This is a genomic window from Planomicrobium sp. MB-3u-38 (genome assembly GCF_002836425.1).
GTDB lineage: Bacteria > Bacillota > Bacilli > Bacillales_A > Planococcaceae > Planococcus > Planococcus okeanokoites.
Genome location: NZ_PJBO01000043.1, coordinates 1 through 13,307 on the forward strand (window position 1 = coordinate 1; position 13,307 = coordinate 13,307).

Consider the following 13,307-nt stretch of genomic DNA (forward strand, 5'->3'; position numbering starts at 1 on the left):
GAAATTCATACTACTTTAACTCTTTAATTGTATTCATACTCACATTTTTACACATTAGTATAAATGCAAATAAGAGAATGATAAATTCTCTATATTATGAGATTGCTCAAACTAGTCAACAAAATGATGTTCTACTTGTTGATTTCGGTTTTTGATAAAGCACGAATAATACTGCTGGTATTTGACCTGGTTTGTGGAGGAGCAATTGAGCGGGTTGGCCATTGCATATCCGGGACAACTGATACGTTTAAAGATATTTTGCTTGATCCAGGCAAGTAGTTTTTAATTGGTCTTATTTCATGAGCTGATTCTGTATCTATATGATTCGGCTGTCAGAAATTGCTTCCGTTATTGATTCAAGTACCAAACCAACTATGACTGCTAAGCCGTAGCAGTAAAAACTAAAAGCCTCAAAATCCCGGCTGTTTTCTCTTCCTGTTAAACCCTTTGTGATTACATTCTCTGTTAAGCCCTAAAAATTGTGCGTTTAGGACTTAACATGAGGGGGCTTAACCCTGTTAAATCCCTTACTTACTGTGGTAGCCGACTATCAGAGTAGATTTCCAAGTCCTACAATATACGGTGGAGCAACCTATAAGTTTGTAGGTGTAGAAGTTTTTAAAAACAGAACAAGAATAGCGGTTCTGCTGGTTGTTTTCTCAAAAAAAAAAACAGCTAAATATCAGCTTTTCAAAAATCGATATAGGCATTATCTCTCGGCTATGCTATAATTTCCTCAAACTAAATGACTAAATGGGAGCACCCCACTGATGATGGAGATTTACGAATCTCTGTTTATTAGTGGGGTTTTTTTGTTGGGAGGAATACAAATGGAAAATGTATATGTAATGAAATCCACATCACGTTATACAGGAATTCACCTTACCGAAAAGGAATTTGAAATCATAAAGTACATTCACGATTTCAGTGTTTTTCCTGCGGGGAATATCCACCGGCTTTTTAATTCAGGCCTCAAAAAACTACGCTCGAAACACGCTATCTCTATGCGCTTAGGAAAGCTGGTGAAAAGTGGGATACTCGTCCAGTTGAAAACGAACTTTCCTAAGCAAGGAGAAAATCGGCCACCGCAATATGCTTATCGGCTTGGCAGTCGAGGATTCGATCTTTTAATGCAGGAAGAGATGATTACCGAAAAGGATGCTGAACGACGAAAAAAATACGGACCGCAGTTAAACATGCCAACACCACATAACAAAGCGGTTAACACCATTTTCACAGAACTAGTAGAGCGGTTGATTGGAAGCGAGGAGTCCTTCAACTCTTTGCAGTGCCAGTATTTCCGGGGGGATCAGCACAAGGAGATTTCTTATGCCAACTCACAAACTGGCTATAGTCCAGTCATACCGGATTGGATATACGATACGAAAGACCAGATTATCTGTCTCGAACTCGATACAGGAAGACAGACGAATAGCATTATTAAGGCGAAATTCGGCCGTTATCAAAGGCTGGCCAGATACCTGGAAAAACCTTTGGTTGTCGTTTTTTCAGTAGGTTTATCCACATTAACAGACGATGACTCACCTAAAGAAAAAAGAGTGGGCTCTTTAAAACAACTTTTCTCCGAACACACTGACTGGCCTGAAAATTTTGAGATGTTTGTTCTTCCATCACATCGTACACCTGACTTTCTCTATAAAATGTTGAAAAATCGTGCCACAGTAACAAATCTACAGGCAAAGGGTGTAACAAATAATTGGTTGACCTATTCTCGTCAGGCTTCGAAACAAAAGATGTCTTATAGAATAGGTCAAAACGAGAACTTAAATCGCCTGCTCTTCCAGGATACCTATAATCTTGATTTTATAACGGAGCTTCTTCCAGGCAACGAAATCATCCCAACTGGTCTACTCTACATGGATGAAGGTTCGGTTCGAAGTCATCAAAAAGCCAGGGCAAACATGAGGCGTATACAGACGTGGAATAACCGACTTGACTCCTATGAACCCAAGGCCTCTCTTTTCCTTGTCTATAACGAAGCTTCTAATGCTTTCAATGAGATACTTGCCTTGCAGCCGGAATGTCGCACGTTCATCGTCAATGTTGAAGAAGTGATAGCTGCTGCCAAGTCGAAAGAGCAAATGTTTCCCCTAATGATAGAAATTCTTACTCCATATACTCGAAAGCCATGCAAACTACTTTGATTGATGTAATGCAATGTACACTATCACTCTTATGGATGGGAATAGTAAAGTTCATAACACAGAAAGAGTTATTTTTGACAACTAAAAGGATGTGACCTAGTAGATCACATCCTTTCATAATCTTATGTACGTTCCACTTTTCTCTTTGGAGCGGCACATTAATATAACTATTATTTACTTAATTTTCTTTAACCAATGCCAGTAAATTCTTCAAAAAAAGTATGCAGCATTATACTTACAGTGATCTTTCTTTGAAAATCTTCGAAGTATTATCCGTTTTTTTTTGATACTTTTCACCAAGCGTTAGGTAATCAAAGAGAGGCTAGCCTATCCAAATAAGTATTGGTTAAAAAGCTTTTTTAAAAAACAGTGTGTATGTGATTATCTATATGTTGGCTATTCGTCAGTCTCTTTCTCTAGTTTCTGAAAGATTTCAAATACCTTTACGTCGAGCCCTTCTGCAATCCGAAAGATATTTACCAGTGATACGTTACGCCCTCCTCTTTCAATGTCACTAATGTAGGTACGGTGCAAATCCACCAGCTCAGCTAACTTCTCTTGCGAAATTCCTTTTTCCATTCGAATACTTTTAATTACTTGGCCAAAAGCCTGTTGAATTTTTATAGTTTCCATATAAAAATTGTAGTCAGTCGCAGACTATAAGACTACAGACTATGAGACTACAGACTATAAGTGACATTCCGGTTGATTAATGCTATATTTTTTATGTTTAGAGCTTATCTATTGTTTTTTAGCAAATTATATTGAATCCGTTTAGTTAAAGAGAAGAAATGAAGAACTTACCATTATCAGAAAGTAGGGAAAAGCATGACCGCAAACAACGAAGCCAAATCAAAACTAAATAGAAAGCTTATTGACCCATTAAATAATGATGAAAGGGGATTTAATGATAAGTACGAGCAACAAGAAGCATTAGCGCTCTATCACGATATCCAAGCTGCACTTAAAGGAGTTGGAAAGGATAACAGGCCCTTTATTTCATGCTCAGAAGAAATAACAGAATTCGACTCATTGCAGAAAACAACAACTGAGAAGCTCCTTGCTATGGAAAAAGAATTATACAAGTATGGTTTAGATGCCGGCGTGATCATATTCAAAGAGGCCCTCCATGAGTTTTTCTATCTGGAAAGAGAAAACTTACTTGAAATGGAAAGTGAAGGCACCGTTTTCTTCGATACCTTCCGGAATAACCACCTCTTAGATTATGGACAATCATTCTTCTCACAAGTAGCAGAATACTTTTATTTCCAAGGCATTCCATCGAAACCTGAATTACTCCACTCTACGTACGGATCATATACCAGCAACACCCTTTATCCGCTTTACACGTTCCTATATGAGGATGCGTCAAAAGAAAGGAAACGCGCAATCCAGAGCATCTTACAACAACACGGCATAACCGTTAAAGACTTAAAGAAATGCAGCAGGGTGAAAAGTAACTAACCGTATCTTTTTTCTAAACCATTCAAGTCCTTGCTGCAAAAAAGAAGCCAGCACTTTCAAATGTCGAAAAGTGCTGGCTTCTTTTATTCGTTTTGCCTATTTGTAAGGGATGTCTTCTTCTATTAATCAAATATGAGATTCTAGCCCTTCGTTCAAGGAATTAGTCCGTTTCTGGCCATTCATTCAGAATCCCCTACTATGTCCGATCAGTCGTATGGCTCGTCTTGTACGCTTTTCAAAATCTGCTGAAATCCGTTCGACTGCTTCATCAGAAATCCTCGCTATTTTCCCTCCATGGCCCGTTCGTCTCTTTTTCTTATTTCCCCCTCTTGGTACTTTACAAATCGTACTCGATTGTCCTCTTCCAGGAAGTCTACTGATTGCTACTGCATCCTGTCTGTTCTTTTCAACTTGAGACGTCGGAGCATTCATCGTTGTTCGAACTCGTTGAATCAATTTCGACCGGATAGTCTTTTTGTCCAGAAGCGTCTTTGAATTCTTCTCTGTCGAGTTCAAGAATATCATCCTCCCCTCTTCTCCATACACTTAGTCGCGATTCCTAATGATTTCCAGCGCAAGCCAAGATGGACCTTTGTGCGCAAAAGCAGGATCTTCAATATCGAGGTTGGCCATGACTCGTTGAGAAAGTTCAGCAGCTTCTTCTCTGGAAACAGCCTTTTTCTGACGGTTTGCAAAGTAGACCAACCAATTTTCCAAATCATTTGTTAAGCGCTCACGATTGCTTGAAACTTCGGTATCCATAACTGTTCCCTCCTTCTCTCTTCTACACGAAACATAGGCAAGCAATTACCTAAAAAGTCTTAATCTAAATACTTGTCCATTTCATAAAGAACAAACTTTGACCTTCAAAAACACTTTCTATCCCTTTGACCGCTCCATCTAATCTTTCTTTCTCCATTGTATACTATGAGTGACATTCCAAACAATTCATGGTATCTTTTTAGGTATTTCCATTCTTTTTACAATATACACCCACAAACAGAAGCTTAAAACAGAGGAGAACGAGAATATGATAATCATTCAAGGGGAATTGGTCTTTTTACGGCCAATCCGGCAACCCGACATGAAAAGAATTCACCACGCCATTCACCATGAACAAATCGTATCTTTGATTGGGAAGCCTGATTCAATTTCACAACGTGAGGTTACAAAACAGTATAAGCTGCACATTAAAAATCCCACTCGGCATGATTTTGGAATTTGTGTAGTAAAAACGAGAAAAGTGATCGGAGACCTCTCCATTTTCCAAATTGATGCAGAGAGCAAAAAAGCGCAATTTCGAATCATGATCCATGACCCTGAATTTTTCAATCAAGGTTATGGCACGGAAGCAACCCTCTTGGCACAAGAGTTTGTGTTCCAGAAATTAGTACTGAATCGTCTGGAACTAAACGTATTTTCACACAACCAACAGGCAATCAGAATGTGTGAAAAAGCAGGTTTCAAAAAAGAAGGCTGTCTTAGACAAGCCCTTTATTTTAATCACCAATATTCAGATGATGTTTTGATGGGAATGATCCGCGTAGATTACAACTATTCACGACCTGAATCATGGATGCCTACCTTCACGACTGCGAATACCTAACGCTTCATTTTCCTACATTTAGAACAAGTTAAACCAAACAAACAACCTGATAAGGAAAAGAGACTTTATTTTTGAAAGTGGAATCAAAATAAAGTCTTTTTCTTATTGAAAAATCGTTGGAACACAACACTTATTTGTACCGCTCAAATACCCGTTTTAAGGACGATGTGAGCGATTCCGGCGTAATTCCCAATAACTCCACCATTTCATCATAGGACTTGCCCTGTGCCTTGTAGAGATCGTATATATACGCCATCCGGACCTCTTCCGTCTTGAAGGGTTTCGGCAACAGCGCTGTGAGCCCCTGATAGATGTCTTTCATGTTGTTCCGGACATAATCCGCTCCGTATTTTTTATCCGAAGCCACCAGGTAATCGTGTTCCCGGAAAAGTGCCCGCTCCATCGCCTGGACAATCACAGCCACTTCCAGTTGATCCTCGAAGACCAAGTGCCAATAGACATCCTCCAGCGTTACAAAGTTCATCTCCACCCGTTCCCCCAGATCCCGGAAATGCTTGCTCTGCAGCCTTTCAATCTCCCGCATCCTGAAACCCTTCATCGCAAATAAGAAATAGAGCTTGGCATTCAGCATTAACCCCGGATGCTGCAGCACCTTCCCTTTCTCCTCCTGAAATTCGGCATATAACAGCTTCGCGACCGGCTTCTCCACCACCAGCTCGTATTCGAATTTCGGCATGAAATCCACCGGCACCTTGCCCACCTTCCACAAGTAATGAAAATACTGCTTGATATGGGATAATTTCCGTTTAAGGGTACTGGCCTTCAAGCCTTTCCCCTTCTCCTGATCCAGAAATGCCCGCACATCCGCAGGCCGAATCTCATGTGGCTCCAGCTGCTTATCGTTCCGAATGTTTGCAAAGCGGACAAACGACTTCAGCAGTTCCACTTCCGTCACCAGCGTACCAGGAGAAATGCCTGCCTTTAATCGATACTCCTCATAGCCATACAGCATCTTGTTTCCCCCTGCTCTTCTTTTTATCCAGTTTAGCAGGTACCAGGAAAATCCCCAAGATTCTCGTACACCCTTCTGTTAAACCTTAGAGAACTCGAAAGCCGAAACAAAACAACCCACGTATACAGATATGTATTGGCAGACTGGACAATTAAGAGGAATTGAATTTTTTCCCAGATAAGGAGCGGTTTTCAGGGAACCGTGTCAGCAGCTCCAGCTGATACTCGAGCTCCCAGAGGGCGCTTTTGTTTTCAGGGGATCCACTCATTAAAGCAACGGCTTCATAATACAATGCGCGGTGTTTCTGGTTGAATTCCAGGGCACACTGAAGAAGCACAGCGACAGAGGTCAATCCGGTCTGTGCGCTGCGGCCTTTTCCGATTCGCTTGATGAGGATTTTCTTCGATTGGCGGATCAGCTCGTTGAACGTGCTGCGGGGGATCCCGGTCGCTTCGCAAATCGCTTTCTGCGTGGTCCATTTGATGGGCTGCACGTTACTGGTCTCCGTTTGGATATATGCCAAGAGATCTTCTTCCCATTCTTGGTAATGGCTGCGGACGCGGTCTTTCCGTTCTTTCTTGAACTTGTGCCAGCCGCCCAGATGGCTCGTGATCGGTACGTCTTTACCTGGCACCCACGTTTCCAACAGTTCCGCGATATATGTTTGATGGGCGCCTTTGAAGCGTCCCTTGTAGGCGCTTTTGACGATTTTCTGCACGTCGCTGTGCCGGACAGGTGCTTCCAGTGATGAGTTGTACTCATCGAGCAGATCCAGGGTTTCCGCTTTTCCCTTGCCTGCGCTGTAGCAAGCGAGCGCCAGCGTGTACATCAGGTTGTCGCGTCCGATTTGCCCTTCGCTGCCTTTGACATGACGCGTGGCCAACAATTCCCGGAACCATTCCGTTTGGGTCGCATTGGTGGCCTGCCCTTTTGATTCCACCACAAAAAGCCCACGGTTCTGGTCATCGTCCTGCCGTTTCGACCAGGCAATGAGGTCGTGCAGCGTAAAGACCATTTCCTCCGAGAACCAGCGGACATTCTGTTCATTGGGCATGCGGAAAAAACCAAAGTCGTTGCAGGACAAATCAACGCCCTGCAGGACGTTGGCCAAGCTGCGCCGGATATTTTCGGAAATGCGTTTCGCGACTTTTAGTCCGCGGAAATCGTTCTGGTTGCTGATGAACAGCGGGCTTTCCAACACAAAATAGACCTGGAACCCTTTCGGCGTCTCCAGGATCAGCGTCGGCACCCCGACGCTGTGTTCAAGCGCAGCGGTCAGGATTTCCGTGTATGGTTGCTTCTTCGAGTCGATGTCGACGACGAATGTATTGATTTGCTGCAGGTTCTGTTCCGTATGTCCCTTGAGGTGCCGTCTTTCTTTATCGGAGTACCCTAAGTAGTTGTGTACATTGGGGGTCCAATGAGAAAGACCAGAAAAATCCTCCAAGAGGGTTTCCATCGATGTAACTACATACCCTCTAACACCTCCAGATGACATTAAATCTACTTTTGTTCGAATTAAGGCAATAGCGCCTTTTTTATGATTCAAAACATTCTTCCGAGCTTTAACAAGCTTGTGGGGGGGTGCAGCTGATCCTCTTCGTTTATAACTTTCAAGACCATTATGTATGACTGATTCATAAATATTATGAAGTTTATCCACTGCACACTCCCCCTTACAATTAAACAGTTCATTTTTATGAGTTGGTTAAAGTATAGGAGAGAAAAAAACCAGTTACAATAGGGTTTCAAGCTGTTCTTCAATATCGTATGCTAGCATATTCGCATGCTAGCATACCTGTATATTCATATATGCAAATACATGTATACGTACATATACATATATGGATTTACTCGCATATATATATGTGAATATATGCATATATTCTAGCCCTTATTTAAAAGACTCAGTTTAAAATCCCTTACTTATAGGGTTTGTGGGCTATCAATCATAAACATTTTCTAATAATAAATATATTTGCATATATATATATTCATATACTTATCAACTAGTATACTGATATGCTAATATATACGTTTACTAGCATATCAGTATATGTGTATATACATATATTAATATACCCGCATGCACATATGCAGGTTTTATCCAACAAAAAAACCTAGTCTTTATGTAAGACTAGGGAAGGATATATCACCCTTTTGATTTATAAAGCTCAACAACCATATCAAACTGCTTTTTCTCATCCTTTAAAATATTAGCAGATAGATATTCATCAATCATGATCTCTAGTAGCTCATCAATGGTATCCGCTTTATTCAAACTGACAAGAGCATTCAATTTATCACGAGTCGATTTCTTAACTCGAACGCTAGTTACCTTTTTTTCGGTTGTCACTGCTTTTTTTGTTTCGACCTTTTTAGTAGGCTCATTTATCAAGGATTCATTTTGTTCTACTGCTTCCAGTTTAAACTGGTTGGCAGGGGAGATTTGCGGCCCCCGTTCCAACAACTTCTTTTTAGAATTTTTATTTAATAAATTACTCATTTTATATAATCACCCTTTCAAGTTCAGCATTTAATCTTAAAATGAACTCCTCGGCAATGGCTTTGTAACTTTTATGAACTTTACGGTCGTGCATATCGTCATCCGTAATACCGGTTATATCAAAGCGTTTTAGACGTTCCATATTTTTCACCACAATCTTAAAGAGGTTTTCCTCGCCAAAGATTTCTTTAGCATTTTCTAAAGTAGCCAAATCAACAGCTGCCCCATTTTTCAATAAAACTGGAAGGATACCAATTATGTCTAAATCAGCTCCGTACTCATCAATGAGAGACTGCAAATATGTAGTAAAGACTTCAGCTCCTTGCAAACTACGTTCTTGAGTTTGCAAAACCACTACCACGAAATCAGAAGCATATAGAGCAGAGTCTGTAATAATGGATATTGTAGGTGGTACATCTATGAAAATAAAATCAAAATCATTTCTTAGAGGTTCGATCAGTTTTGAAAAGTACTGGACACGATCAACTTCATTTGGAAACTTTTTCTCTAGAAATCTGGGATACAGAGCAAAGTCACTGAAGCTGGGTAACAAAAACAGATTTTCTTTTACCTCTGTAATTATTTGTCCTAAATTTTCTTCTTGAATAGCCGTCATTAATGTCTTGTTAAAACTTACAATCTCACCAGAAATTTCAGATTTAGTTTTAAGATATAAACTCGTAGCATTTGCTTGTGGGTCTTGATCACTTAGCAATACTTTATAACCCATGTTCGATAGGGCATAAGCAATCATAGTGCTGTTTGTTGTTTTTCCCGTACCCCCTTTAAAATTTCCGAAGGTAACTACTGTAGCTCGACCTTTACCTTTCATCGCCTCTTCCTCCTTATCAATTAAAATACTTTGTTAGAATTTTTTGTTTTAATCATTCATATGCAAGTATATCATTGCTAAAATCCTCCTGCAATAAAAAATCAGAAGATTACATGGCCCCAATATCCTTGTACATTAACTTAACCTATTAATGGTAAAGAGAATGTCATTATTAAACAGGCATATTAATATATACATATGCAAGTATATAAATATGCGAATATGTACGTATGCAGATATATGCGTATATCAAGGTGTGGAGTTTGAAGATATATTAACCTCAAAATCTTCTCTATGGGACTCTAAAGATTTATTTAATACGAACCCATTTAAATTTAATGACTTAGCGGGAAACAAGAAGCAAAGAACGAATTCAGGATAAATAAAAGAGTAATTCTCTCAAAAATGACTTTCGAAAGTGTTTAAAAGTCTTTCAACTGTTCGTAAACGTGTACTTTTACGAACGCTTTATTTTTAATAAACGACTATTTTAAATCTCGTTTTAGTAACTTGAAATTTTATATATAGAAAGAAAGTATTGAAGTGTAGATGTTTGACCATGTACCTAAGTACATGGTTTATACTTTTTCTGAGGTGAAGAAAATTGAGCTATCGAATCAGTGAACTTGCAACCCTATGTGAAGTGAATAAGGAAACCATCCGATACTATGAACGAAAAGAGCTATTGCAAGAACCGGTCCGGAATAATTCGGGGTATCGGATTTATTCGAAGGAAACGGTCAAACGGGTAGGATTTATCCGGCGACTGCAGGAACTGGGATTTTCGTTGAATGAGATTTATAAATTGTTAGGGGTGGTCGACAAAGACGATGTGCGCTGTGAAGATATGTTCGATTTTGTGTCCAGAAAAGAAGTGGAAGTCCGAAAGCAGATTGAGGATCTAAAGCGTGCGGAACGGATGCTGAGCGAGTTGAAAGAGCGGTGTCCAAATGAAAAAGAGCTGCATGAATGCCCGATTATTGATGTTTTGATGGAGGAGGAGTAGACATGAAAAAATATCGAGTGGATGTCCAGGGGATGACCTGCACCGGATGCGAAGAACACGTGGTAGTCGCGCTTGAAGCGATTGGCGCAAAAGAAATCCAAGCTGATTTTCGAAAAGGTGAAGCTGTATTTGAACTGCCGGAAAACATGGAGGTTCAAAAGGCACAAAAAGCAATTGCTGATGCCAAGTATCAGCCGGGGGAAGCAGAAGAAGTCCGAGCCCAAGAAGCACTCCGCCCGGATGAAGAAGGCGAGTATGACTACATCATCATCGGTTCCGGGGGCGCTGCCTTTTCTTCCGCCATCGAAGCCGTGAAACATGGGGCGAAAGTGGCGATGATTGAACGGGGAACGGTAGGCGGTACTTGTGTGAACATTGGCTGTGTCCCTTCAAAAACCTTGCTGCGGGCAGGAGAAATCAATCACTTGGCCAGGAACAACCCGTTTATCGGACTGCACACCTCTGCGAATGAAGTGGATTTGGCTCCGCTGGTCAAACAGAAAGAGGAATTGGTGACGGATCTCCGGAACAAGAAATATGTCGATTTGGTTGAAGACTACGGTTTTGAGTTGATCAAAGGGGAAGCCAGGTTTATAGATGAACATACTATTGAAGTGGATGAAATGAAGCTATCTGCCAAACAGTTTCTGATTGCGACGGGGGCGGCTCCGGCTATGCCAGCCATTTCCGGACTGGAAGAAGTGGATTACTTGACCAGCACAACCTTATTGGAGCTAAAGAAAGTGCCGAAACGCCTGACGGTCATCGGTTCCGGCTATATTGGTGTGGAGTTGGGCCAGCTATTTCACCATCTCGGTTCAGAAGTCACACTGATGCAAAGAAGTTCGCGCCTGTTCCAGGAATACGATCCGGAAATCTCGGAAGCCCTCACGAAAGCTTTGACCGAGCAAGGCATTCGGTTAGTGACCGGTGCCACGTACGAGCGAATTGAACAGGACGGAGAGGTGAAAAAAGTATATGTCGAGGTGGACGGTCAGAAGCGAATCATTGAATCCGATCAACTGCTGATTGCAGCCGGCCGAACGCCCAATACGGAAAGCTTGAATTTGAACGCGGCGGGTGTTGAAACAGGGCACCTCGGAGAAGTTCGGATTGATGATTATGCCAAGACCACCAATGAACGAATTTATGCAGCAGGCGACGTTACGCTCGGTCCTCAGTTTGTTTATGTCGCGGCTTATCAAGGGCGAGTGGCAGCAGGAAATGCGCTCGGTGGGCAGAAGGAAAAGTTGGATTTGGCCATTGTGCCGGGTGTTATGTTTACAGCGCCGGCGGTTGCCACCGTCGGCTTGACAGAGAAACAGGCAAAAGAAAACGGCTATGACGTTATCACTTCCGTCCTGCCGTTGGAGGCTGTTCCGCGAGCGCAAGTGAACCGGGAGACGACCGGCGTGTTCAAACTGGTGGCGGATGCGAAAACACGCCAGCTGCTGGGCGGGCATATCGTAGCGGAAAATGCAGGAGATGTCATTTATGCAGTGACACTTGCTGTGAAGTTCGGTTTGACCATCGAAAACATTAGCGACACCTTTGCGCCGTATTTAACCATGGCGGAAGGGGTGAAATTGGCTGCCCTCACGTTCGACAAGGATGTTTCCCAACTGTCTTGCTGTGCCGGTTAAAAGGGTTAAACAAGTAAATTCTAATGGAAAATAGGATTCCCTAGTTGCTATGGTCAGGGTTAAGTAGATCGAAATCAGAAAAGAAACTATTTGCCAATAGAACTCAAAAGTTGAAGGGAGCATTAAAGTTGATTTATACGATTTTCTTATTCGTCATCGCAGGAATAGCTGAAATTGGCGGAGGTTATTTGATTTGGTTATGGCTGCGGGAAGGTAAGCCGTTGTATTTAGGGATTTTTGGCGGTATCGCATTAGCTCTATACGGAGTGATTGCGACGTTCCAATCGTTCTCTTCATTCGGCCGGATTTATGCTGCCTACGGCGGAGTGTTCATCATCCTTTCCGTTTTATGGGGATGGGGAGTTGATAAAAAAACACCTGATTTCTATGACTGGATCGGGGCAGGTATTTGTTTAGTTGGTGTTTCCGTGATGTTGTGGGCTCCACGTGGATAATAAAATCTAATTGGTTTGCATATCATGAATTTATCGGAAGCTGCACAAAGAGGAAGGGACGGAAGATGCGCTTGGAATAGCATCTACTCTCCCTTTTCTCTATTGTTGTACTTTAAAATACAGTTTCGCAATTGTGTGGATATATCAATTTAAGCTGCAATTCAAATGTAGGATTCACCCCAGCAGAACGACTTATCATTCGCTGGATAAGTAACGTTATTCAGTGAAAAGCAGGAAATAAAACAATTAAAGAATTAATTTACGGAATGAAGGAGTTTTCTAAGTAGGAATAGAAAGATATGAAATGAAAGTCGTGCAATACTTGTAATAACTTAGTAGAATCGGGCTGCCTGTTTATTCGAGCTAAAAGATGTCTGAATCTATATTAGAGGAGGAAAATAAATGACCACTAGATTAGCTATTAATGGGTTTGGACGTGTAGGAAGAACAACATTAAGAAGATTATTAGATACAAATTCGGAACTGGAACTGGTTGCTGTTAATGATTTAGCTACTATTGAGAACTTAGCTTATTTATTAGAATTTGATACAACTTATGGGCGATTAAAGCAGGATGTTCAGGTACATGAAAATGTCTTGGTTGTTGGTGAGAAGGAAATTAAATTCTACCAAGAAGCTGATGCAAAGGATCTCCCA

13 protein-coding genes are annotated in these 13,307 nt (G+C 41.3%); 7 read left to right on the forward strand and 6 right to left on the reverse strand.

What is annotated here, in order from left to right:
* Positions 1–830 precede the first annotated feature (830 nt).
* Positions 831–2,165, forward strand: a complete 1,335-nt coding sequence (locus tag CXF70_RS08925) for a replication-relaxation family protein (protein ID WP_158241175.1) — start codon at positions 831–833, stop codon at positions 2,163–2,165.
* A 396-nt stretch (positions 2,166–2,561) separates the two neighbouring features.
* Here CXF70_RS08925 and CXF70_RS08930 read toward each other — a convergent pair whose 3' ends face one another.
* Positions 2,562–2,798: a helix-turn-helix domain-containing protein gene (locus tag CXF70_RS08930; protein ID WP_101802353.1), complete on the reverse strand. Its 237-nt coding sequence runs from the start codon at positions 2,796–2,798 to the stop codon at positions 2,562–2,564.
* Between the two features lie 195 nt (positions 2,799–2,993).
* Here CXF70_RS08930 and CXF70_RS08935 point away from each other — a divergent pair, with 195 nt between their 5' ends.
* Positions 2,994–3,629 carry a hypothetical protein gene (locus CXF70_RS08935; protein WP_101802354.1) on the forward strand — a complete coding sequence of 212 codons (636 nt, stop codon included), beginning with the start codon at positions 2,994–2,996 and terminating at the stop codon, positions 3,627–3,629.
* Between the two features lie 546 nt (positions 3,630–4,175).
* On the opposite strand, the gene CXF70_RS08945 is transcribed toward CXF70_RS08935, so the two are convergent.
* Complete coding sequence (locus CXF70_RS08945) at positions 4,176–4,391, reverse strand: hypothetical protein (protein ID WP_101802356.1); 216 nt, start codon at positions 4,389–4,391, stop codon at positions 4,176–4,178.
* A 268-nt stretch (positions 4,392–4,659) separates the two neighbouring features.
* Between CXF70_RS08945 and CXF70_RS08950 the strand changes: the two genes are divergently transcribed.
* On the forward strand, positions 4,660–5,235 hold the full coding sequence (locus tag CXF70_RS08950) for a GNAT family N-acetyltransferase (protein WP_101802357.1): 576 nt from the start codon (positions 4,660–4,662) through the stop codon (positions 5,233–5,235).
* Positions 5,236–5,365: 130 nt separating this feature from the next.
* Here the strand turns inward: CXF70_RS08950 and CXF70_RS08955 are convergent, their stop codons facing one another.
* The 4 genes from CXF70_RS08955 to CXF70_RS08970 all read right to left on the reverse strand — a co-directional run bounded on the left by CXF70_RS08955 (position 5,366) and on the right by CXF70_RS08970 (position 9,546).
* Complete coding sequence (locus CXF70_RS08955) at positions 5,366–6,208, reverse strand: site-specific integrase (protein WP_101802358.1); 843 nt, start codon at positions 6,206–6,208, stop codon at positions 5,366–5,368.
* A 151-nt stretch (positions 6,209–6,359) separates the two neighbouring features.
* Complete coding sequence (locus CXF70_RS08960; protein WP_101802359.1) at positions 6,360–7,871, reverse strand: primase C-terminal domain-containing protein; 1,512 nt, start codon at positions 7,869–7,871, stop codon at positions 6,360–6,362.
* Positions 7,872–8,360: 489 nt separating this feature from the next.
* Positions 8,361–8,714 (reverse strand): hypothetical protein, encoded by a 354-nt coding sequence (locus tag CXF70_RS08965; RefSeq protein ID WP_101802360.1) that lies wholly within the window; start codon positions 8,712–8,714, stop codon positions 8,361–8,363.
* 1 nt (position 8,715) lies between these two features.
* Positions 8,716–9,546: a ParA family protein gene (locus CXF70_RS08970; RefSeq protein WP_101802361.1), complete on the reverse strand. Its 831-nt coding sequence runs from the start codon at positions 9,544–9,546 to the stop codon at positions 8,716–8,718.
* 604 nt (positions 9,547–10,150) lie between these two features.
* On the opposite strand from CXF70_RS08970, the gene merR reads away from it, so the two are divergent.
* From merR to CXF70_RS08990, 4 genes are all read left to right on the forward strand, one after another.
* Positions 10,151–10,552 carry a mercury resistance transcriptional regulator MerR gene (gene merR, locus CXF70_RS08975; protein ID WP_101802362.1) on the forward strand — a complete coding sequence of 134 codons (402 nt, stop codon included), beginning with the start codon at positions 10,151–10,153 and terminating at the stop codon, positions 10,550–10,552.
* Between the two features lie 2 nt (positions 10,553–10,554).
* Positions 10,555–12,195 carry a mercury(II) reductase gene (gene merA / locus CXF70_RS08980; RefSeq protein ID WP_101802363.1) on the forward strand — a complete coding sequence of 547 codons (1,641 nt, stop codon included), beginning with the start codon at positions 10,555–10,557 and terminating at the stop codon, positions 12,193–12,195.
* Positions 12,196–12,323: 128 nt separating this feature from the next.
* Positions 12,324–12,650, forward strand: a complete 327-nt coding sequence (locus CXF70_RS08985; protein ID WP_101802364.1) for a YnfA family protein — start codon at positions 12,324–12,326, stop codon at positions 12,648–12,650.
* 402 nt (positions 12,651–13,052) lie between these two features.
* Positions 13,053–13,307 (forward strand): glyceraldehyde 3-phosphate dehydrogenase NAD-binding domain-containing protein (locus tag CXF70_RS08990; RefSeq protein WP_304528584.1); only part of this gene is annotated, 255 nt, incomplete at its 3' end.